At 63.3% G+C, this 22,060-nt stretch carries 15 protein-coding genes and 1 riboswitch; of the genes, 11 read left to right on the forward strand and 4 right to left on the reverse strand.

Annotated elements, in window-relative coordinates; genetic code table 11:
• Window positions 1–109: 109 nt before the first annotated feature.
• The 4 genes from Q0T48_RS19635 (at window position 110) to Q0T48_RS19650 (ending at window position 8,031) form a co-directional block, all read left to right on the forward strand.
• The gene (locus Q0T48_RS19635; protein WP_295960016.1) at window positions 110–3,721 is read left to right on the forward strand and encodes a DUF2126 domain-containing protein; all 3,612 of its coding nucleotides are present in this window, start codon (window positions 110–112) and stop codon (window positions 3,719–3,721) included.
• 172 nt (window positions 3,722–3,893) lie between these two features.
• Window positions 3,894–6,479 (forward strand): circularly permuted type 2 ATP-grasp protein, encoded by a 2,586-nt coding sequence (locus Q0T48_RS19640; RefSeq protein ID WP_295960019.1) that lies wholly within the window; start codon window positions 3,894–3,896, stop codon window positions 6,477–6,479.
• A 12-nt stretch (window positions 6,480–6,491) separates the two neighbouring features.
• Window positions 6,492–7,490 carry a transglutaminase family protein gene (locus tag Q0T48_RS19645; protein ID WP_295960022.1) on the forward strand — a complete coding sequence of 333 codons (999 nt, stop codon included), beginning with the start codon at window positions 6,492–6,494 and terminating at the stop codon, window positions 7,488–7,490.
• A gap of 82 nt (window positions 7,491–7,572) precedes the next feature.
• A complete protein-coding gene (locus Q0T48_RS19650; protein ID WP_295960024.1) occupies window positions 7,573–8,031 on the forward strand; it encodes a RidA family protein in 459 nt (152 codons plus the stop codon).
• A gap of 130 nt (window positions 8,032–8,161) precedes the next feature.
• On the opposite strand, the gene Q0T48_RS19655 is transcribed toward Q0T48_RS19650, so the two are convergent.
• The 4 genes from Q0T48_RS19655 to Q0T48_RS19670 form a co-directional block, all read right to left on the reverse strand.
• Window positions 8,162–9,946 carry a methyl-accepting chemotaxis protein gene (locus Q0T48_RS19655; protein ID WP_295960026.1) on the reverse strand — a complete coding sequence of 595 codons (1,785 nt, stop codon included), beginning with the start codon at window positions 9,944–9,946 and terminating at the stop codon, window positions 8,162–8,164.
• A gap of 79 nt (window positions 9,947–10,025) precedes the next feature.
• Window positions 10,026–12,437 carry a DNA topoisomerase IV subunit A gene (gene parC / locus Q0T48_RS19660; RefSeq protein WP_295960029.1) on the reverse strand — a complete coding sequence of 804 codons (2,412 nt, stop codon included), beginning with the start codon at window positions 12,435–12,437 and terminating at the stop codon, window positions 10,026–10,028.
• A 57-nt stretch (window positions 12,438–12,494) separates the two neighbouring features.
• Window positions 12,495–13,289, reverse strand: coding sequence for a lytic transglycosylase domain-containing protein (locus Q0T48_RS19665; RefSeq protein ID WP_295960032.1), 795 nt, complete (start codon window positions 13,287–13,289; stop codon window positions 12,495–12,497).
• Window positions 13,290–13,296: 7 nt separating this feature from the next.
• A complete protein-coding gene (locus Q0T48_RS19670) occupies window positions 13,297–15,273 on the reverse strand; it encodes a DNA topoisomerase IV subunit B (protein ID WP_295960034.1) in 1,977 nt (658 codons plus the stop codon).
• Window positions 15,274–15,493: 220 nt separating this feature from the next.
• Between Q0T48_RS19670 and Q0T48_RS19675 the strand changes: the two genes are divergently transcribed.
• The 7 genes from Q0T48_RS19675 to Q0T48_RS19705 all read left to right on the forward strand — a co-directional run bounded on the left by Q0T48_RS19675 (window position 15,494) and on the right by Q0T48_RS19705 (window position 21,978).
• A complete protein-coding gene (locus Q0T48_RS19675) occupies window positions 15,494–16,717 on the forward strand; it encodes an MFS transporter (RefSeq protein WP_295960037.1) in 1,224 nt (407 codons plus the stop codon).
• A gap of 258 nt (window positions 16,718–16,975) precedes the next feature.
• A complete protein-coding gene (dapA, locus tag Q0T48_RS19680) occupies window positions 16,976–17,857 on the forward strand; it encodes a 4-hydroxy-tetrahydrodipicolinate synthase (protein WP_295960039.1) in 882 nt (293 codons plus the stop codon).
• Window positions 17,858–17,921: 64 nt separating this feature from the next.
• Window positions 17,922–18,968, forward strand: a complete 1,047-nt coding sequence (gene bamC, locus Q0T48_RS19685; protein WP_295960041.1) for an outer membrane protein assembly factor BamC — start codon at window positions 17,922–17,924, stop codon at window positions 18,966–18,968.
• Entirely contained in the window at window positions 18,965–19,756 is a 792-nt protein-coding gene (locus Q0T48_RS19690) for an MBL fold metallo-hydrolase (protein WP_295960129.1), read from the forward strand. The genes bamC and Q0T48_RS19690 overlap by 4 nt, the downstream gene beginning before the upstream one ends.
• Before the next feature lie 29 nt (window positions 19,757–19,785).
• Window positions 19,786–19,982: riboswitch (yybP-ykoY riboswitch) on the forward strand.
• A 4-nt stretch (window positions 19,983–19,986) separates the two neighbouring features.
• Complete coding sequence (locus tag Q0T48_RS19695; RefSeq protein WP_295960044.1) at window positions 19,987–20,562, forward strand: TMEM165/GDT1 family protein; 576 nt, start codon at window positions 19,987–19,989, stop codon at window positions 20,560–20,562.
• A 25-nt stretch (window positions 20,563–20,587) separates the two neighbouring features.
• Entirely contained in the window at window positions 20,588–21,535 is a 948-nt protein-coding gene (locus Q0T48_RS19700) for a cation diffusion facilitator family transporter (protein WP_295960046.1), read from the forward strand.
• Between the two features lie 83 nt (window positions 21,536–21,618).
• Window positions 21,619–21,978: an FKBP-type peptidyl-prolyl cis-trans isomerase gene (locus tag Q0T48_RS19705; RefSeq protein WP_295960049.1), complete on the forward strand. Its 360-nt coding sequence runs from the start codon at window positions 21,619–21,621 to the stop codon at window positions 21,976–21,978.
• Window positions 21,979–22,060: the final 82 nt, after the last annotated feature.

The raw sequence follows: 22,060 nt of genomic DNA on the forward strand, positions 1-22,060 counted from the left end.
CTCCAATCGCAACACGCCACAGCCAATCCATGGCTCAGGACTTGCTAGTATGCGGGTAGGTTCTGGCGTTGCCGAAACCATCTTTTTTGAAGCCCTAAGAGACGCATCCATGTCCATTCATGCCGCACTGAACCACGTTACGCACTACAAGTACGACCGCCCGGTCAACCTCGGCCCACAGGTCATCCGTTTACGTCCCGCCCCCCACTGCCGCAGCAACGTCATCTCTTATTCGCTCAAGATCGAGCCCGCTGACCACTTTGTGAACTGGCAGCAAGACCCGTTTGCCAACTACCAGGCCCGCCTGGTGTTTCCCGCCAAAACTACCGAATTCAAGGTCACGGTCGATCTGGTCGTCGAAATGGCGGTCTACAACCCATTCGACTACTTCCTGGAGCCCGAGGCGCAGAACTTTCCCTTCAAGTACAGCCCCACGCTGCAAGAAGAACTCTCGCCCTACCTAGTCACCGAGCCCGCCACCCCGCTGGTGCAGGCCTACCTGGACAAGCTGGACCTGAAAACCCAGCCTACCAACGACTTCCTGGTCGCCATCAACCAGCAAATCCAGAGCGACATCAAGTACCTGATCCGTATGGAACCCGGCGTGCAAACGCCCGAAGAAACGCTTGAGAAAGCCAGCGGCTCCTGCCGCGACTCCGGCTGGCTGCTGGTGCAGCTGCTACGCCACTGTGGCTTGGCGGCGCGCTTTGTGTCGGGCTACCTGATCCAGCTCACCCCCGACGTGAAAGCCTTGGACGGCCCTAGCGGCACCACAGTCGATTTCACCGACCTGCACGCCTGGTGCGAAGTATTCTTGCCCGGTGCAGGCTGGGTCGGTCTGGATGCGACCTCGGGCCTGTTCGCAGGCGAAGGCCACATCCCACTCGCCTGCACGCCCCAGCCGTCCAGTGCTGCGCCGATTGAAGGCGGCGTAGACGAAGCCGAAGTCGAGTTCGCCCACCACATGGTGGTCACCCGCCTGTACGAATCCCCCCGCGTTACCAAGCCCTACACCGACGAGCAATGGGCCGACATCCTGGCCCTGGGTGAAGAGGTCGATGAAAAGCTGGCCGCGGGCGACGTGCGCCTGACCATGGGCGGTGAGCCCACCTTTGTGGCCGTGAACGACCGCGATGCCGCCGAATGGAACACCGATGCCCTCGGCCCCACGAAGCGCGCCTTTGCCACCGGCCTGACCCACAAGCTGCGCGACCAGTACGGCCAGGGCGGCTTCCTGCACTTCGGCCAAGGCAAGTGGTACCCCGGCGAGCAACTGCCGCGCTGGGCGCTGAATATTTTCTGGCGCACTGATGGCCAGCCCGTGTGGCGCAATCCCGACCTGTTTGCCGACGAGCGCGTGCCCTCGAACTACACCAGCGAAGATGCCCGCCGCTTCACCGAAAAGCTGGCCACCAACCTGGGTGTCACGCCCAAGTTCATCGTCGCCGCACACGAAGACACCTGGTACTACCTGTGGCGTGAACGCCGCCTGCCGGTGAATGTGGACCCGTTCAACTCCAAGCTCGGTGACGAGATGGAACGCGCACGCCTGCGCCGCGTATTCGAGCAAAAACTCGATGCCGTCATCGGCTACGTGCTGCCCGTGAAACCCGCCGACACTTCCCGCGTAGCCGGTCCGGTCTGGACCACCGGCCCCTGGTTTGTGCGCGACGAACGCATGTACCTGATGCCCGGCGACTCGCCCATGGGCCTGCGCCTGCCACTCGACTCCCTGCCCTGGGTCAGCGAAGCCGAGTTCCCCTACATGGTCGAGCAAGACCCCTCCATCCCGCGCGAGCCGCTGCCCGAATCCAGCAGCATGTACGCCCGCTATGCGCAGCGCTCGGCTGCAAAGCCAGGGGTATTCACCACCAACATGACCGCCGTAGGCGGACCGGCCCGTCCCGGCGTGGCCACGCCCACCATCCCGAGCTCATCCAGCAGCATTCCCACGCTGACCGAACGCGCCAACCTGCCCTTCCAGTCCGGAGTCAACCCGGCGCCAGAGGCCACCCGCCAACGCCAGGACCAGGTGGCCAGTGCCTACACCGCCGTGCCGCCCCTGGCCAGCGCCCACAGCCCGCTGCAAACCGAGCCCGCCAGCTTTGCTACCCGCGTGCCCAGCAAGAACGAATCGGCCCACTGGCTGACCCGCACCGCGCTGTGCGTCGAAGTGCGTGACCCGCGCCGCGCCAGCGGCCCCAAGGCCGAAGCCGTGGGCGAAAAGTCTGGCGTGCTGTACATCTTCATGCCCCCGCTGGAGATGCTGGAAGACTACCTGGAACTGTTGGCCGCGATTGAAAACACCGCCGAGCAACTGGGCGTGAAGCTGGTCCTCGAAGGCTACCCGCCCCCACGCGACCCGCGCCTGAAGCTGCTGGCTGTGACCCCCGACCCGGGCGTGATCGAGGTCAACGTGCACCCCGTCGCCACCTGGGGCGAGCTGGTGGCCAACACCGAGTTCCTGTACGAGGCCGCGTTCGAGTCGCGCCTGAGCGCCGAGAAGTTCATGACCGACGGCCGCCACATCGGCACCGGCGGCGGCAACCACTTTGTGATGGGCGGCTCCACGCCTGCCGACAGCCCCTTCCTGCGCAAGCCCGAGCTGCTGACCAGCATGCTGCTGTACTGGCACAACCATCCATCGTTGAGCTATTTGTTCAGCGGCATGTTTGTCGGCCCGACCAGCCAGTCACCACGCGTGGACGAAGCCCGCAACGACCAGTTGTACGAGTTGGAAATCGCCATCGAGCAGGTGGCCATGAACCGCGAAAAATACGGCCAGGAAATGCCACCGTGGATCGTCGACCGTACGCTGCGCAACATCCTTATTGATGCCACCGGCAATACGCACCGCAGCGAATTCTCCATCGACAAGATGTACTCGCCCGACAGCGCGACCGGCCGTCTGGGCCTGCTGGAACTGCGCGCCTTTGAAATGCCGCCGCACGCCCGCATGAGCATCTCGCAACAGCTGCTGCTACGCGCCTTGGTGGCCCGCTTCTGGGACAACCCGTACAAGGCGCCCGCCACCCGCTGGGGCACCGAGCTGCACGACCGCTTCATGCTGCCGACCTTCATCCAGATGGACTTCCACGATGTGATCGACGAAATGGTGGCCGCAGGCTTTGCCTTCGACCGCAGTTGGTTCGCGCCGCACCTGGAATTCCGCTTTCCACTGGTCGGCGACGTGAAGAGCAGCGGTATTGAGATGACGCTGCGCAACGCGCTGGAACCCTGGCACGTACTGGGTGAAGAAAACGGCTCCACCGGCACCGCCCGGTATGTCGATTCCTCGCTGGAGCGCATCGAGGTGAAGGTCACCGGCATGAACCAGAGCCGCTACGTCATCACCTGCAATGGCCGCGCCATGCCCATGCAGTCCACCGGCACCAACGGTGAATTTGTGGCCGGTGTGCGCTACCGCGCCTGGAACCCGCCGTCGGCTCTGCACCCCACCATCGGCATCCACGCCCCGTTGACCTTCGACATCGTGGACACCTGGATGAAGCACTCCATCGGCGGCTGCCAGTACTTCGTGAACCACCCCGGTGGCCTGAGCTACGACACCTTTCCGGTGAACGCCTACACGGCCGAGAGCCGCCGTCTGTCGCGCTTTAGCCGCATGGGCCACACGCCCGGCGTGATGCACATCCCACCCGCGACCATCAACGTCCCGGCCAGCAAAGAGTTCCCGTTCACGCTCGATTTGCGCCGGTAAATAGGGCCTCGTAGCACAGAAGCTGCTCCAAATGGAGCGGCTTCTGTGCTTATGTTTTTATCACATACTTCCCTCCATTTTTGACGTCCTTTAGCGCTCCGTAAGTCCCATTTCTGGTGTGACAATCGGGTGACACGTGGAAAATAAGACCCCCCCCCTTTTTCAAATACCGATGTCAGAAGACCCCCGCGCCCTGGCGTCGGCACTGGCCCGCCCGGCCCTGGCCGGGCACTTCGACGAACTGCGCGGTAAGTCGCGCCCGGCCGATGCAGCTCCACCCAAAAGCTCCGCAGAGCAAACGCCGCTCACGACGGAGTGGAGCGAGTTTTTTGAACAGCTTGGCTCCAATGGCTTTGCCGACCTGAACCACCGTACCGAACAACTCCAGCACCAGATCCACGACAACGGCGTGACCTACAACGTCTATGCCGATGCCGACAATCCACAGCGGCCCTGGTCGCTGGATCTGTTCCCGATGATCGTCTCGCCGGAGAGCTGGAAACAGATCGAAACCGGCGTGCTACAGCGCGTGCGCGTGCTCGACCGCGTGCTGGCCGACATCTATGGCCCGCAGCAACTGCTGGCGCGCGGCTTGCTGCCCCCCGCTTTGGTGCAGGGCCATCCGGGCTACCTGCGCCCCATGCACGGCGTGCAACCACTGGGCGGCACGCATTTGCACATCACCGCATTTGATCTGGCCCGTGGCCCCGACGGCAACTGGTGGGTGGTGTCGCAGCGCACCCAGGCACCCTCAGGCCTGGGTTACTTGCTGGAAAACCGCTTGTCGATTTCGCGGCTGTTTCCGCAGGCCTTCGAGTCCATGCACATCCAGCGGCTGGCCTCCACCTACCGCAGTCTGGTTGATGGCCTCAAACGCATGAGCCCGGCGGGCAAGGACGCGCACATCGCCCTGCTGACCCCCGGCCCGTACAACGAAACCTATTTCGAACACGCCTACCTGGCCCGCTACCTGGGCTTGACCCTGGTAGAAGGCAGCGATCTGACGGTGCGCGACCAGCGCCTGTACCTCAAGACCCTCAAGGGCCTGGAGCCAGTGCACGGCCTACTCAAGCGCCTGGACGACCAGTTTCTGGACCCGCTGGAGCTGCGGCCCGACTCCCGCCTGGGCGTGCCTGGCCTGATGCAGGTGGTGCGCGCCGGCAATCTGGTGATGGCCAACCCACCGGGTTCGGCATTTCTGGAATCACCCGCGCTGCTGGGCTTCTTACCGGCCTTGTCGCGCCACTTGCTGAACCAGGAACTACTGCTGCCCGCCCTGCCTACCTGGTGGTGCGGCGAACGCGCCGCATCGGACGCGGCCCTGCCCGAGCTGGGCAACAGCGTGATCAAACCCACCTACCAGGGCGCGGCCAGCCGCCGGGCCTTTGATGCCGTGCTGGGCCGCAGCCTGTCGCGCCGCGAGCTCGACGAGTGGGCTGGCCGCATCGCCCGCCAGGGCGACGAATACACGGTGCAGGCCTACCTGCCCCTGTCGCAAATGCCGACCTGGAACGCCCACCCCAACCACCCGGCGCGCATCGCACCGCGCTCTATGATGCTGCGCGTGTTTGCCGTGTCCGACGGGCCACAGTCCTGGCGGGTTCTGCCTGGCGGTCTGGCGCGCATGGTCAATTCACGCGACAGCGTGGCCTCCATGCAGCGCGGTGGAAGCAGTGCCGACGTGTGGGTCAAAACCACCGGCGAGGTAGACCGCACCACCCTGCTGCAAACCAGCTTGTCAGTAGAGATGGTGACCCGGCGCAGCCACCGCGTGACCAGCCGCGCTGCCGAAAACCTGTTCTGGCTGGGCCGCTACGCCGAACGCACCGAAAACAGCCTGCGCCTGGCCCGCGTCACGTTGGACAGCCTGGGCGGCGAAGACCAAACTGCCACCCCGCTGCTGGTATGGCTGCATGACATGGCCACCCGCCACGGCCTGGTGCTGGCGGCGGTGCCGTCGCCGCTGCAGGCGCGCCGGGTGTTCGAACGCTCACTGATTGCCGGGCTAGCCGACCCCAGCGCCGTACCCAGCGTGGGCTACAACCTGCGCGCCATCAAACAGGTGGCCTCCAAGCTGCGCGAACGGTTGTCGCAAGAGCACTGGAACGTGATCGTGCGGGCCGAAGACAAGTTCTTCAGCCGCTGCGCCAAAAACGCCAAGGATGGCGACTTTTCCCCTATGGAAGCCCTGCGCGTGCTGGAAGCCACCAGCACCCACCTGGCCGCCATGACCGGCGCCCAGACCGACCGCATGACCCGTGACGACGGCTGGCGCCTGCTCAGCATCGGCCGCCATATCGAGCGCCTTGGCTTTTTGTCCACCGCATTGGCGCGTGGCTTCAAAGCGGGCTCGCTGGCCAACACCGGCGGCTTCGAGGCGATGGTGGCGCTGTTTGACAGCACCATCACCTTCCACTCGCAGTACCAGCAGAGCCGCGATGTGGCAGCCCTGGTCGATTTGCTGGTGCTGGACCGCGACAACCCGCGCTCGCTGGCCTGGGTGGCGCATACCTTGCGTGGCCGCCTGGCCAAACTGGCGGGCAGCCCGGCCGGTGTGCTCAGCGCCATGTCGAACAAAGTCATGTCGCCCGCCGACTGGGACCTGGCCGCGCTGTGCAGCGTGGATGCCCAAGGCCACTACACTGTATTGACCGACCTTTTGGCGCAATGTAGCCAGTGCGCATTTGACGTTTCGGACGAAATCAGCGCCACCTACTTCACCCATTCAAGGGATTCGAAAACCAGCTTGGGAGCTTGATGGAGTACGGCCATGCAACTTGAGATCACCCACGAAACCCATTACGCCTACCAGCCCGCGGTAGAAACGGCGCAGCACGTGGCGCATTTGCGCCCGCCCAGCACCGCCCACCAGCAGTTGCTGAGCCACACCCTGACCATCGGCCCCACGCCCAGCCAACTCACCCAGTCGTTGGACGTGTATGGCAACCTGTGCTCGTTCTTTGCGCTGCAGGCCGTGCACGAAGAGCTCAGCGTAGTGGCCCGCAGCCTAGTGCGCACCAGCGCCCCGGTGTGGCCCACCAGCGCCCTGACCTGGGAGCAGGTGCGCGAGCGCTTTCGCTACCGGGCCGGAGCCCAGTTCAGCGCCGCTTCGGAATTTGTGTTTGCCTCGCCCTACGTGCCGCGCCACCCGGACTTCTTGGCCTACGCCAAGCCCAGCTTCGGCCCCGGTGTGCCCCTGCTGGCCGCCGCGCAGAACCTGATGGAGCGTATCTATGACGACTTCACGTATTCGTCGGAAAGCACCGAGGTCAACACCCCTGCCGTGGAGGCGCTGGCGCTGCGCAAAGGCGTGTGCCAAGACTTCGCCCACATCATGGTGGCCTGCTGCCGCGCCATGGGCCTGCCCGCGCGCTACGTCAGCGGCTACCTGCTGACCCACCCGGCCCCGGGCCAGCCGCGGCTGATCGGCAGCGACGCCTCGCACGCCTGGGCCTCGGTCTACGTACCCGACCAGTCGGGTGACCTGGGCTGGTGCGACTTTGACCCGACCAACAACCGGGCTCCCGGCGACGACTACGTCACCCTTGCCACGGGCCGCGACTACTCCGACGTGTCTCCCATGCGTGGCGTGATCCACGGCGGAGCCAGCCACATCCTCAGCGTGGCTGTCACGGTGATGCCGCTGGAGCCGGTGACCCCGCCGCCACCGCTTCCCGCACGGGCCAGGCAGACCGGCGATGGGTCGTCACAATCCCAATCGCAAAGCCAAAGCAGCATCTGGCTGCCACCCACCCAACAGTGGCAGTAGACACTCGCACTGCATAATTCATAGCTACTCACGTAGGTGCAATATGCGCTAGAGGCTTATTTCATTACCAAAAGGACATACCGTGGACATTTACGCCAAACTGCAAGAACTCAACATCACCTTGCCCCCCATCGCCATTCCGGCGGCCGCCTACGTACCATTTGTGCAAACCGGCAAGCTAGTGTTCCTGAGCGGCCACATCGCCAAGCAAGACGGCAAAGTGTGGGTGGGTCAATTGGGCAAAAACATCGCCACTGCAGAGGGCAAAGATGCTGCGCGGGCCATTGCGATCGACCTGCTGGGCACGCTGCACGCCGCCGTGGGCGACCTGAACAAGGTCACCCGCATCGTCAAGCTGATGTCACTGGTCAACTCCACCCCCGACTTCACCGAGCAGCACTTGGTCACCAACGGTGCCAGCGAACTGCTAGGCGCGGTGTTTGGCCCAGTCATCGGTGCCCACGCCCGCAGCGCGTTCGGCGTGGCGCAGATCCCCATGGGAGCCTGCGTCGAGATCGAGCTGATCGCGGAGATTGGCTAACCCCCAGGCTGCAGAGCTTCGGTTCTTGCACCAACTCCCTTTCAGGGGGCAACACCAGCAGCCTGGCAGAGCCAGTTCTGCGATGTTTCTGGAATAGATGCGTTCTGGCAGAAGCGGGCTTGGTTTTCTTTTAGAAGCTTTCCCAGTCGCCCTCGCCGCCCGCGGGGGCGGCAGCGGGTTTGGCCTTGGGGGCCGCCAAGGAGCGGGCTACGGGGGCGGCAGGAGCCGCCTTGCGTCCGGGAGCCGCCACAGGCTTGTTCGGCAGCTTGGCCGCAGGGGCCCGTGCTGCGGGCGCGGCCACCGGGGTGTGCCGCACGGGCGCAGGCACCGGTGCTGCCGTGTAAGCCATGGCCCGACCACCATGCAGCGACGCATTCACCTTGAACACCGCCACCGCCGTGGCCAACTGGCCTGCCTGCTCGCGCATGCTGGTGGCGGCAGCGGCACTCTCCTCGACCAGGGCAGAGTTTTGCTGCGTCATCTGGTCCAGGTTGACCACTGCACGGTTGATCTCGTTGATGCCGGTGCTCTGCTCGGTGGCTGCCGCGGTGATCTCGCCGACGATATCGGTCACCCGCTTGACCGACTGCACGATGTCGCTCATGGTGCTGCCCGCCTCGGCCACCAACCGCGCACCGGACTCAACTTTCTCCACCGAGGTGCCGATCAGGCCCTTGATTTCCTTGGCCGCCTGGGCGCTACGTTGCGCCAGGCTGCGCACTTCGCTGGCCACCACGGCAAATCCCCGGCCCTGCTCACCCGCGCGGGCCGCTTCCACGGCGGCGTTCAGCGCCAGGATGTTGGTCTGGAAGGCGATGCCGTCGATCACGCCGATGATGTCGGAGATCTTCTTGCTGCTGGCGTTGATCTCCTCCATCGTCACCACCACCTGCTTGACCACCTCGCCGCCCTTTTGCGCCACGCTGGACGCGCTGGCCGCCAGCGAGCTGGCCTGGTTGGCGTTATCGGCGCTTTGGCGCACAGTCTGGGTCAGGTGGTCCATGGAGGCCGCGGTTTGCTGCAGGTTGCTAGCGGTCTGCTCGGTGCGGGCCGCCAGGTCGTTGTTGCCACTGGCGATTTCGGAGCTAGCGGTGGCTATGCTGTCGGTGCTTTGGCGCACCTGGTGGACCATACGGCCCAGCGACAGGCTCATGGTGCTCAGCGAGCGCAGCAGGTCCCCAAACTCGTCCTTGCGCGCTGAATCCAGTGACATGCTGAGGTCGCCCTCAGCGATGCGGGCCGCCGCCTGGTTGGCCACGCCCAAAGGCTGCTGGATGCTGCGGATCAGCCAGAAGGCGCCTGCCAGCAGGCCCAGCACCAGCACGGCCAGGCACACGCAGACAATATTGAACAGCACCGCACGCTCGGATTTGGCATCGGCCTCGGACTGCGCCAGCGCCTGCTCCTGCATTTCGACAAACTTGCGCTGGTCGCCTAAATAGGCGCTGACGGCGGCCTTAACTTCGCCTTGCAGCAGCGCCAGGGCTTCGTCGGTCTTGCCGTCTTTTTTCAGCTGCTGCGCGCGGGCCCGGCTGTCGAGCACCTTGGTCCGGGCAGCGGCAATGGTGTCGAGCTGGGCTTTGTCCGCCGGGCTCAAATCCATCGCGGAAATGCTTTTCTGGATCTCGGTAATCTGCGCGCTGGTGGCCGTGGTGGGCTCTTTGAAGGCCGCCGCCACGCCGGGATCGGTGCTCAGCAAGGAAGCCTCGGCACGTACCGCATTCAGGTTCGTCAAGCCCGCCCAGCGGGTGGACTGGAGCACGCGCTGGTCCATGGCGAGCTGGGCCGCCTGGGTTTGGGCCTGCAATGCCATGGAACGGTAACCGGTGACCCCGGCCAATACCAGCAGTGCAGCCACGATAGCCCCCACGGCCAGCCAGAGTTTTGCTGCTACGCGCAAATTGCTGAAGTTCATGATGTCTCCTAGTTATGCGGGTTTTTCTACTTCACAAATTGTGACAGATTCACCCCCCTCGGAAACAGCTTGAACAGCCTTATTCCACCCGCACCACACTGCTCGGTTTAAAGCCCAGATCGGCCAGCTTGCCCTTGCGCCCACGCACCGCCCGCGCGTTGTTCAAACTGCGGATTTCCAGCGTTTCAGAGCGTGGCTTGGCACCGCGCCCCATACCGTCGATGCGGATGCTGCGGATGTAGGCCGCGGCACCGGCCAGGGTGTCGGCATCTTCCAGCGCAATCAGCATCAGGCCGCGCCCACCCTTGGGCTGGAGCTTCAAATCGGCGATCTCAAAGGTCAGAATCCGCCCACCCGTGGAGGCGCAGGCTACATGGGTGGCGGGCACCACCGGCTGGCTGCCGCTGGAGCCGCTGGCGTGCGATGGCGGATTCACTGCCTCGCCCTCGCCCACAGTGATGAAGGCCTTGCCGCTCTTGTTGCGGGCCTGCATGTCGTCCACGGTGGCTAAAAAGCCGTAACCGCCCGAGCTGGACAGCAGCAGCGTGGCGCTGCCCGGCCCGGCAAAGTAGTGAGCCACCTGGGTGCCGGATTCAAGCTCGATCAGTGTGGTGACGGGCTGACCGTCACCACGTGCGCCGGGCAGCGAGGCCACGGGCACGGTGTAGACCCGGCCTACCTTGTCTTTCGCCGTACCGAACACCAGCAGGGTGTCCACACTGCGGCATTCAAAGGTGCCGTACAGCGCGTCGCCGGATTTGAAGCTGTATTCGGGCTGGCCGTTCGGGTCTTTGGCCCAGCCTTTTTGAGCCCGTACCCAGCCTTTTTGCGAAACCACCACGGTCACAGGCTCATCCACCACCTTGACTTCAACCACGGCCCGCTTCTCGGCCTGGATCAGGGTGCGGCGCAGGTCGGCAAAAATCTTCGCGTCGGCTTCGATCTCTTTCACCATCAAACGGCGCAGCACGGCGGGGTTGGCCAGCAGCTCTTCCAACTTGGCCTGCTCGTCGCGCAGGGTTTTCAGCTCTTGCTCGATCTTGATGGCTTCCAGCCGGGCCAGTTGGCGCAGGCGGATTTCCAGGATGTCTTCGGCCTGCCGGTCGCTCAAGTTAAAGCGCGCAATCAATGCCGCCTTGGGCTCGTCGGCCTGGCGGATGATGGCGATCACCTCGTCGATATTGAGCAGCACAATCTGCCGCCCCTCCAGAATGTGGATGCGCTCCAGCACCTTGTCCAGCCGGTGCTGGCTGCGGCGCTGCAGCGTGGTCTGGCGAAAGGCAATCCACTCCTGCAGCATCTGGCGCAGCGACTTTTGCATCGGCCGCCCGTCCAGCCCGATCATGGTCAGGTTGATGGGCGAAGAAGTTTCCAGGCTGGTATGGGCCAGCAGCGCGGTGATCAGCTCCTGCTGTTCGATGCGGCTGGTTTTGGGCTCGAACACCAGGCGCACCGCCGCGTCTTTGTTCGATTCGTCGCGCACCACGTCCAGCACCGACAGCACCGAGGCTTTCAGTTGGGTCTGCTCCAGGCTCAGGGCCTTTTTACCGGCCTTGATGCGCGGATTGGTGAGTTCTTCGATCTCTTCCAGCACGCGCTGGGTGCTGACACCGGGCGGCAGCTCATTGACCACCAGCTGCCACTGGCCGCGTGCCAGCTCTTCGATCTTCCAGCGCGCCCGCACCTTGAGCGAGCCACGGCCTGTGCGATAAGCATCGGCAATGTCGGTGCTGCTGCTGATGATCTGGCCGCCGCCGGGGTAATCCGGGCCGGGCACGATGGCAAACAGCTCTTCTTCGCTGAGCTGTGGGGTCTTGATCAGTGCCACGCAGGCATCGGCAATCTCGCGCAGGTTGTGGCTGGGGATCTCGGTGGCCAAGCCCACGGCGATGCCGCTGGCACCGTTGAGCAGGTTGAATGGCAGGCGGGCGGGCAACTGCTGCGGCTCCTGGGTGGAACCGTCGTAGTTCGGCACAAAGTCCACCGTGCCTTCGTCAATTTCGTCCAGCAGCAGGCTGGTGATACGGGCCAGTCGCGCCTCGGTGTAGCGCATGGCCGCTGCGCCGTCGCCGTCGCGGCTGCCGAAGTTGCCCTGGCCGTCGATCAGCGGGTAGCGCTGGCTGAAGTCTTGCGCCATGCGCACCAGTGCGTCGTAGGCGGCCTGGTCGCCGTGCGGGTGGAAGCGACCCAGCACATCACCCACCACGCGGGCGCATTTGACCGGCTTGGCCCCGGTGGCCCCATTGGCCCCGCCAAAACCCAGACCCATGCGCGACATGGAATACAAAATCCGCCGCTGCACCGGCTTCTGGCCGTCGGTCACATCGGGAATGGCACGGCCCTTGACCACGCTCAGGGCGTATTCCAGGTAAGCGCGCTGCGCGTAGCTGGCCAGACTCAGGCCGTCGTCGTCGATAGCGGGCTCAGAGGTGGCGTCCGGCGGCAGCAAAGGCGGATCTTCGGGCAGGTCCAGTTCGGGTTGGTCGGTCATGGGGAGTGGAGAAAGAGAGAAAAGACGCGGCTAGGGGTGCCGCAAAGACGACAGATATCAGGGCAATCCGGCCACCGGAGGCAGATTGCCACGGCCTACGGCACCGCCAGAAAGCTCCATACGGATACGCGATGGCAGGCGGCGCTGCTCGGCCACGGCTGCGGGCGGCTTCAGGCCGTTGTAGAGCTGGAGCACGGTTTTCACGTAGGCCTGGGTTTCCTTGTAATTGGGAATGCGGTTGCCCGCCCTTTGTACCGCGCCCTCGCCTGCGTTGTACGAGGCCACCGCCAAGTCGAGCTGGCCGGGGAACATATTGATCAGATCGCTGAGGTAGCGCGCGCCAATGCGGATATTGGTTTTAGGGTCGGTCAGCTTTTGCTCGATGCTGTTTTTGGGGTCACCCACCAGCCCGTAGCGTTCGGCCGTGGCCGGCATGATCTGCATCAGACCGACAGCGCCCTTGGGCGACACAGCCGTGCTGTTGAAGCCCGACTCGGCCACGATCAGGGCCTGCAGCAGTTCGTAGTCGATGCTCAGCTTGGTGGAGGCCTCACGCAGATGGTGTTTGACCAATTTGTAACTGGGCGAAATATCAAAAAACGCCAGCAGCTTGGCCGGAGCCGTGGGCACATCCACCGGCCGGGCCGTGCTGGCAGCCTTGAGTCCCTGGGTGGTGTCAAAGCTTTCATCGCCCTTGTAGAAGAGCTCGTAGCGGTCGTCCGTGCGCTCGGTGGCAAAGTGCGCCACGCCCTGCGGGTCGATATAACCCCACACGTCGGCCAGGGCGACATGCTGCGTTATCAATAGCGCAATGCCTATACAGAATCTACGCCAAAGGCCTATTTTGTTCATAAGTTTGTTAAACGTCCAGCTCGACGGTGTCGCCATGCAACTCCATCAATTCACGCCGGGAAGCGGCTTCGCCTTTGCCCATCAGCTTGGTGATCAGGCTTTCGGTCTGGGCGAAGTTAACACTGCCCAGCTGTACCGGCAAGAGGCGGCGTGTATCCGGATTTAACGTGGTGTCCCACAGTTGCTCGGCATTCATCTCGCCCAGGCCTTTGAAGCGGCTGATGCTCCAGGCCCCTTCACGCACGCCTTCCTTGCGGAGCTTATCTAGGATGGCGCTGCGTTCGCCTTCGTCCAACGCATAGGCTTTACTGGCTGGTTTTTTGCCGCGGGCGGGCGCATCCACACGGTACAGCGGCGGCCGGGCGACAAATACGTGGCCGGTTTCGATCAGCTTGGGGAAGTGGCGGAAGAACAGGGTCAGCAGCAGCACCTGGATGTGCGAGCCGTCTACGTCCGCGTCGCTGAGGATGCAGATCTTGCCGTAGCGCAGGCCGCTCAGGTCGGGCGTGTCGTTGGGACCGTGCGGGTCCACGCCGATGGCTACCGAGATATCGTGGATTTCGGTGTTGGCAAACAGCCGGTCGCGCTCCACCTCCCAGGTGTTGAGCACCTTGCCGCGCAGGGGCAGGATGGCCTGGCTGGCCTTGTCGCGGCCCATTTTGGCGCTGCCACCGGCGGAGTCGCCCTCGACCAGAAACACCTCGTTTTGCGCCAAATCTTTGCTTTCACAGTCGGTCAACTTGCCGGGTAGCACGGCCACGCCGGAACCCTTGCGCTTTTCGACCTTTTGCCCGGCTTTCTGGCGGTACTGGGCGGCCTTGATGGCCAATTCGGCCAGCTTTTTGCCGTAATCCACGTGCTGGTTCAGCCATAACTCCAGGGTGGGCCGCACAAAGCTGGACACCAGGCGCACCGCGTCGCGCGAATTCAGCCGTTCCTTGATCTGGCCCTGGAACTGCGGGTCCAGCACCTTGGCGCTGAGTACAAAGCTGGCGCAGGCAAACACGTCTTCGGGCAGCAGCTTCACGCCCTTGGGCAGCAGGGAATGCAGCTCGATGAAGCTTTTGACCGCCGTGAACAGGCCGTCGCGCAGGCCGGATTCATGGGTACCCCCCACGCTGGTGGGGATCAGGTTGACGTAGCTCTCGCGCATGGGCGCGCCGTCTTCGGTAAAGGCCACGCACCACTGCGCGCCCTCGCCTTCGGCAAAGGTGTCGTGGCCGCTGTCGGCAAAGCCTTCACCTTCGAAGAGCGGAATCACCGGCTCGCCGTTCAGGGTTTGCGTCAGGTAGTCGCGCAGGCCGCCCTTGTAGGCCCAGGTCTGCACGTCCTTGGTTTTCTCAATGGTCAGGGTGACCGTGACACCGGGCATGAGCACGGCTTTGCTGCGCAGCAAATGGGTCAGCTCGGCCATGGGCAGGGCCGAAGATTCGAAGTATTTGGGGTCAGGCCAGACGCGCACGCTGGTACCAGATTTACGGTCGCCCGCCTCGGCCTTGCGGATCTGCAAGGGCTCAACCACGTCACCGGCAGCAAACACCAAATTGGCCACCGAGCCTTCGCGGTACGAAGTGGCTTCCAGCCGCAGCGCCAGGGCGTTGGTCACGCTGACCCCCACGCCGTGCAGGCCGCCCGAAAAGCTGTAGGCCCCGCCTTTGCCCTTGTCGAACTTGCCGCCCGCGTGCAAGCGGGTGAACACCAGCTCGATCACCGGGGCGTTTTCTTCCGGGTGCATGCCAAACGGGATGCCGCGGCCATCGTCGTCGATGCCGACCGAACCGTCGGCAAACAGCGTGACGCGGATCTTTTTGCCGTGGCCCGCCAGCGCCTCGTCGGCCGCGTTGTCCAGCACTTCCTGGATGACGTGCAAGGGGTTGTCGGTGCGGGTGTACATGCCCGGGCGCTGCTTGACGGGCTCCAGGCCTTTGAGGACACGGATCGAGCTTTCGGAATAGGCGGGGATTGCGGGGTTTTGGGTAGCCATAATTTTGGATTGTAGAGCACTGGATGCAACCACAGCATCCTAGAATCTTCGCTTGAATGTCAGTTGCCCGCCACCCAGCGACGTGCAAAACGCGGGCCCGCCAGAAACACCGCAGAACTGGCTTTGCCAGGCTGCTGGTGTTGTCCCCTGCAAGGGGGTTGGCGAAAGATGCGCAGCACTGCAGCCTGGAGGTGTGCCACGATCTCTGTACAGTCACGCCATGCAAAGTTCCAAAGCCCCTCTTTCTCTCACCCAACTCCTCATCTGCGGCGGTGCCATCGTTACGCTGTCCATGGGCATCCGCCATGGCTTTGGCCTGTGGCTGCAGCCCATCACCCAGGCCCAGGGCTGGACCCGCGAAACCTTTGCCTTTGCCATCGCTATCCAGAACCTGACCTGGGGTGTCAGTGGCGTATTTGCGGGCATGCTGGCCGACAAGCTGGGGGCAGTGAAGGTAATTATGGTGGGCACGCTGTGCTACGCGCTGGGGCTGATCGGTATGGCGCACGCGCCCACGCCGCTGCTGTTCACGCTGAGCGCCGGGGTACTGATCGGCATTGCCCAGGCGGGCACCACCTACGCGGTGATTTACGGCGTGATCGGGCGTAATGTGGCGGCCAACAGGCGCTCGTGGGCCATGGGGATTGCGGCGGCTGCGGGCTCGTTTGGCCAGTTTCTGATGGTGCCGACCGAAGGGCTGCTGATCAGCCACCTGGGCTGGCAGCAGGCGCTGGTGGTGCTGGGGGGCGCGGCCTGTCTGATCATTCCGCTGTCTTGGGGCCTGCGCGAGCCGGGTTTTGGCGGTGCCCAGGCGGTGCCACGCGACCAGACGATTGGCGAAGCGCTCAAAGAGGCTTTCAAATACCCCAGCTTCCAACTGCTGATGGCGGGCTATTTTGTCTGTGGCTTCCAGGTGGTATTCATCGGCGTACACATGCCCAGCTATTTGCGCGACAAGGGCTTGTCGCCCCAGGTGGCCAGCTACGCGTTGGCGCTGATCGGCCTGTTCAATGTGTTTGGCACCTACGCAGCGGGCACGCTGGGGCAGCGCATGCAGAAAAAGACCATCCTGTCCTTCATCTACTTTGCCCGGGCCGTGACCATCAGCATCTTCTTGCTGGCCCCGTTGTCGCCCACCAGCGTCTACATTTTTGCGGCCGTGATGGGCGTGCTGTGGCTGTCTACCGTGCCACCAACGAATGCTGCACTGGCGCAGATTTTTGGTATCCAGCACATGTCAATGCTGAGCGGATTTGTGTTTTTAAGCCACCAGATCGGCTCCTTCCTGGGCGTGTGGCTAGGCGGCGTTCTGTACGACCGCAATGGCAACTACGACCTAGTTTGGTACATCGCCATCGCCCTGGGCGTGTTTGCCGGGCTGGTGAACCTGCCGGTCAAGGAAGCGCCGATACGCCGCGCGGACGCGCTGGCGCAGGGGGCCTGAAACCATGGCAAAAACACTAGGCTGGTGGTGTGCCGCCTTGGCAGCGCTGACAGGGGTGTTCGCCCTGTACACGCGGCCCGAGTTCCTGGTAACCCTGGCCGACCAGCTCTGGGCCTGTTTTTGAACAAAATTGGCCTCTAGCGCATATTGCACCTATGCTAGCAGCTATGCAAACAATAGCAAATCGTTTTTCCCAACGGCAAATTTGCCTTACACGCCCTCGTTAGAATGGCGATTTTCCCGTTTGAGACTGCGGACATGACACCCATTACTGGCAGCATCGTGGCACTGGTGACCCCGATGCTTGAAGACGGCAGCGTGGACTACCCCACCCTGCGCACACTGATCGACTGGCATATTGCGGAGGGAACGGACTGCATTGGCGTGGTCGGTACCACCGGCGAATCGCCCACGGTCACCGTGGAAGAGCACTGCGAGATCATCCGCGTGTCGGTCGAGCAGGCCAAAGGCCGGGTGCCGATCATGGCGGGCTGCGGGGCCAATTCCACGGCGGAAGCCATCCAGCTGACTCGCTTTGCCAAAAAGGTCGGTGCCGACTGCCATCTGCAGGTCGTGCCTTACTACAACAAACCCACCCAAGAAGGCCAGTACCAGCACTTCAAGGCTATCGCCGAAGCGGTGGATTTGCCCATGGTGCTGTACAACGTACCCGGCCGCTCGGTCGCCGATATGCTGCACGACACCGTGCTGCGCCTGGCCCAGGTGCCGGGCATCATCGGCATCAAGGAAGCCACCGGCAACATCGAACGCGCCCAGTGGCTGATCCGCGATGTCCCCCCAGGCTTTGCCGTGTACTCGGGCGACGACCCGACCGCCGTGGCTTTGATGCTGTGCGGCGGCCAGGGCAACATCAGCGTGACGGCCAACGTAGCCCCGCGCCTGATGCACGAACTCTGTGTGGCAGCCATGGCAGGCGACAACCGCCGGGCCATGGAGATCCAACGCCAGCTCATGCCGGTGCACAAGCACCTGTTTGTCGAAGCCAACCCGATTCCCGTGAAATGGGCCATGGCCGAGATTGGCCTGTGCGGGCCTACTTTGCGCCTGCCCATGACACCCTTGTCGACCTCTTTCCACACCACTGTAAAAGACGCGCTGCGCAGCGGCGGCTTGCTGTAAACCCTTTTAGGAACGATACGTGAACCATATTGCCAAAGCTGGATTGAAAGTTGGAGTGTTGGGGATGACATTGGCGCTGGGTGCCTGCTCGGTGCTGCAAAGCGAAAAGATCGACTACAAAAGCGCGGGCACGGTAGGCCCGGCGCTGGACGTGCCGCCCGACCTGTCGCAATTAAGCCGTGACTCCAAGTACGTGGTGCCTGGCGCTGCCGTCACCGCCAGCAACTACAAAGTCGGCCAGGTTGCCGCTGCCGCCCCCACCGCCGCCACCTCGCTGGGCGACATCCGTGTGGAGCGCGCGGGCACGCAGCGCTGGCTGGTGGTGAACCGCCCCGCCGACAAATTGTGGGTGCCGGTGCGCGACTTCTGGCAGCAAAACGGCTTTCTGCTGACCGAAGACAACCCCGGCCTGGGCATCATGGAAACCGATTGGGCCGAAAACCGCGCCAAGTTGCCGCAGGACATTATCCGCAGCACCTTGGGTAAAGTATTTGAGTCGCTCTACTCCACCGGCGAACGCGACAAATACCGCACCCGCCTGGAGCGTACGGCCACCGGCGGTACCGAAATCTACATCAGCCACCGCGGCATGGTCGAGGTGTACACCAGCCAGGCCAAAGACCAGACCATCTGGCAGCCCCGCCCCACCGATCCCGAGCTGGAAGTTGAATTCCTGCGCCGCCTGATGCTGAAACTGGGTGCCAACGACGAGCAGGTCAAAACCGCGCTGGAGCCCGAAGCCGCCAAGGCCAATGCCCGTATCGCCACGGTCAACAACCAGCCGGTGGTGCAACTAGACGACGGTTTTGACCGTGCCTGGCGCCGCGTCGGTCTGACGCTGGACCGCACCGGCTTCACCGTCGAAGACCGCGACCGCAGCAAAGGCACCTACTTTGTGCGCTACGTGGCCCCGAATGCCACCAAGACCCAGCCTGGCTTCTTCACCAAGTTGTTCAGCAAAGACAGCACCTCGCCACCGCTGCAGTACCGCATTGCCGTGGTCACCGAAGGCACGACCACCACCGTCTCGGTGCTGAACGCAGCGGGCGTACCCGAAGTGTCCGACAACGCCAAGAAGATCGTCCAGATCATTGCGGACGACCTGAAATAAGCACCTTACGCTTCAAAAGCCTGGGCAGCGGCAGCGCAGGCAACGGCACCATCGTCGAAGCCAGCCGCGGGGCCCACACCACCCGCGTGCTGGTCGATTGCGGCTTTGGCCAAAAGCAGCTCGACCAGCGGCTGGCGCTCGCGGGCCTGCAGGCCGGGCAGATCGACGCGATCTTCATCACCCACGAGCACGGCGACCATGTGGGCTGCGCGCCGCAGTGGGCCGTGCGCCACCGCATCCCGGTGTGGATGAGCCACGGCACCCATGCCGCCATCGTCCACCCCGATCTGCCAGACCTGGACGGCCTGCTGCGTATCGCCCGCGACACCGAAACCATCGACCTGGGCAACTTGCAGCTCACGCCCTTTACCGTACCGCACGATGCCCGTGAGCCCTTGCAACTGCGCTGCAGCCAGGGCGATGCACACCTGGGCATCCTGACCGATCTAGGCCATGCCACGCCGCACGTGCTGGAGCAGCTGATGGGCTGCCAGGCCCTGCTGCTGGAATGCAACCACGATCCCGATCTGCTGGCCGCGTCGCGCTACCCACCGTTTCTAAAGCAGCGCGTAGGCGGCATGTACGGCCACCTGGCCAATTACGCCGCCGCCGCGATTGCCCAGGCCCTGGCCGTGGGCGGTCTGCGCCGCATCATGGCCGCGCATTTAAGCGAACAAAACAACCGACCCGAGCTGGCGTTGGCAGCCTTGGCCGGAGCCGAAGGTTGCGCCGATGTTACACTGGACGTCGCGCAGGCGACTTTTGGCTGCGATTGGGTCACCGTATAAGGAATTACCCTGGTGCGTCGGGTAAGATCGCAGGGTTCATTGGGGAGTAGCCGCCCACTCTTATGTGGGGCTTGCGTCAACATACTTAGCCGTTCGGCTATGGTGCAAGCGGTTGATGTCTAAACCAGTTTTAGGCAAATTCTTAGCAAGACCTTTGACCATGTCACCTCGGTTTGGCCGGGAGGGGATGTGGTCATTCGTCTTAGATCCGGCCAAGGAAAATAATACCCATGGAAGCATTTCTCATCTCCACAGGCATCGTCGCTCTCGCGGAAATCGGCGATAAAACCCAACTCCTCGCCTTCATTCTGGCGGCCAAATTCAAAAAGCCCTGGCCCATCATTGCGGCCATCTTGGTATCCACCATTGCCAACCACGCCTTTGCGGGTGCGGTCGGCTCCTGGGTGACCTCCTTGGTCGGGCCCGAAACCCTGCGCTGGGTGCTGGGCATTTCTTTCATCGGTATGGCAGGCTGGACACTGGTGCCCGACAAGTTTGAAGAAGAAGATGCCAAGCTGGCCCGCTTTGGCGTGTTCGGCACCACCTTGATTGCCTTCTTCCTGGCCGAAATGGGCGACAAAACCCAGTTTGCCACCATCGCCCTGGCGGCCAAATACCACAACTTTGTAGCCGTGGTGTCGGGCACCACGCTGGGCATGATGCTGGCCAACGTGCCCGCCGTACTGCTGGGCAATAAGATTGCCGAACGCATGCCAACCAAGATCGTCCACCGCATTGCCGCCGCTATTTTTCTGGTCATGGGAATCTTGACCTTAATGGGCGTTGGCGCTGGTGTAGGTTTGTAGAACAGCTACACAATCAGGAGCACACATGCTGCACCCATTTCCGCCAGAAGACGAACACGACAGCGCCCAGCAAATGGCCCTGAAAGCCGCTGCCGCATCCAAAAGTACCTGGATCAGCGTGGCCGTCAATATCGCCCTGAGCACGGTGCAGATCCTGGTGGGCATTTTCGCCAAATCGCAGGGGCTGATCGCCGACGGCGTGCATTCGCTGTCCGACCTGGTGGCCGACTTTGCCGTGCTCCTGGCCAACCACCACAGCCGCAAAGATGCCGATACCGAGCACCCTTACGGCCACCAACGCTTTGAAACTGGGGCCTCGCTGGTACTGGGTTTGCTGTTGCTGGCGGTGGGCCTGGGCATGGTGTGGACGGCGGTACTCAAGCTGGAGCAGCCCAGCACCATCCCTAGCGTGCACCTGTCGGCGCTGTGGGTGGCGCTGGCCGCGCTGGTGGCCAAGGAGTGCCTGTTCCGCTACATGCTGCGGGTGGCAACGAAGGTCAAATCCGGCATGCTGGTGGCCAACGCCTGGCACGCCCGATCGGACGCAGCCTCGTCCCTGGTGGTGGCCTGCGGCATCGGTGGCAACCTGCTGGGCTACCCGCTGCTGGACCCGATTGCGGCGCTGGTCGTGGGCTTTATGGTGGGCAAGATGGGCTGGTCGTTTGGTTGGGACGCGCTGAACGACCTGATGGACCGGGGTGCCGACGAACAAGAGGTAGAAGCCATCCAGCGCACCATCGCCCAGACCCCCGGCGTGCTGGGCGTGCACGACCTGAAAACCCGCCGCATGGGCGACATGCTGGTGGCCGACGCGCACATCGTGGTGGCCGCCGACATCACGGTGGAAGCCGGGCACGGCATTGCGGTGGAAGCCCGCCGCCGGGTGCTGCAGCAGCACGCGGTGCTGAACCTGATGACCCACATCGACCCAGCCGACCGGCCCGATGGGGACCACCCCGGCACGCTGGCATAATCCAGGGTCTTTTAGGCCTCTCGTGCTCATTTTTATTGCACGAGCAGCTACACATTCCATAGCACACACTCCAAGGAACACACATGGCTTTCACCACCACCGCCTCCGGCCTGCAGTTTGAAGACACCATCCAGGGCTCGGGCGATGTCGCCACCAAGGGCAAGAGCGTTACCGTGCACTACACCGGCTGGCTGTTCAACGACGGCGTGCAAGGTGCCAAGTTCGACTCCAGCAAGGACCGCAAAGACCCCTTCGTGTTCTCGCTGGGCGCTGGCATGGTCATCAAGGGCTGGGACGAAGGCGTGGCCGGTATGCAAATCGGCGGTGCCCGCACCCTGATCATCCCCGCCGCCCTGGGCTATGGCGCACGCGGTGCGGGTGGTGTGATTCCGCCCAACGCCACGCTGAAATTTGACGTGGAACTGCTGGCCATCAAGGGCTGAAACCTCCCTGGGCGGGGCCTGTGGCTCCGCAGTGCCAGCCCATTTTTTCGACGCCGCCCCCTTGCAAAAGGCCAGGGCGGCA

Source organism: Rhodoferax sp. (assembly GCF_025354435.1).
In the GTDB taxonomy this organism is placed as follows: domain Bacteria; phylum Pseudomonadota; class Gammaproteobacteria; order Burkholderiales; family Burkholderiaceae_C; genus Rhodoferax_B.

Bases quoted from the DNA above. Each gene is read 5' to 3' on its own strand.
- Q0T48_RS19635 (WP_295960016.1), top strand. From the start codon at position 110: ATGTCCATTCATGCCGCACTGAACCACGTTACGCACTACAAGTACGAC.
- Q0T48_RS19640 (WP_295960019.1), top strand. From the start codon at position 3,894: ATGTCAGAAGACCCCCGCGCCCTGGCGTCGGCACTGGCCCGCCCGGCC.
- Q0T48_RS19645 (WP_295960022.1), top strand. From the start codon at position 6,492: ATGCAACTTGAGATCACCCACGAAACCCATTACGCCTACCAGCCCGCG.
- Q0T48_RS19655 (WP_295960026.1), bottom strand. From the start codon at position 9,946: ATGAACTTCAGCAATTTGCGCGTAGCAGCAAAACTCTGGCTGGCCGTG.
- parC (WP_295960029.1), bottom strand. From the start codon at position 12,437: ATGACCGACCAACCCGAACTGGACCTGCCCGAAGATCCGCCTTTGCTG.
- Q0T48_RS19665 (WP_295960032.1), bottom strand. From the start codon at position 13,289: ATGAACAAAATAGGCCTTTGGCGTAGATTCTGTATAGGCATTGCGCTA.
- Q0T48_RS19670 (WP_295960034.1), bottom strand. From the start codon at position 15,273: ATGGCTACCCAAAACCCCGCAATCCCCGCCTATTCCGAAAGCTCGATC.
- Q0T48_RS19675 (WP_295960037.1), top strand. From the start codon at position 15,494: ATGCAAAGTTCCAAAGCCCCTCTTTCTCTCACCCAACTCCTCATCTGC.
- dapA (WP_295960039.1), top strand. From the start codon at position 16,976: ATGACACCCATTACTGGCAGCATCGTGGCACTGGTGACCCCGATGCTT.
- bamC (WP_295960041.1), top strand. From the start codon at position 17,922: ATGACATTGGCGCTGGGTGCCTGCTCGGTGCTGCAAAGCGAAAAGATC.
- Q0T48_RS19695 (WP_295960044.1), top strand. From the start codon at position 19,987: ATGGAAGCATTTCTCATCTCCACAGGCATCGTCGCTCTCGCGGAAATC.
- Q0T48_RS19700 (WP_295960046.1), top strand. From the start codon at position 20,588: ATGCTGCACCCATTTCCGCCAGAAGACGAACACGACAGCGCCCAGCAA.
- Q0T48_RS19705 (WP_295960049.1), top strand. From the start codon at position 21,619: ATGGCTTTCACCACCACCGCCTCCGGCCTGCAGTTTGAAGACACCATC.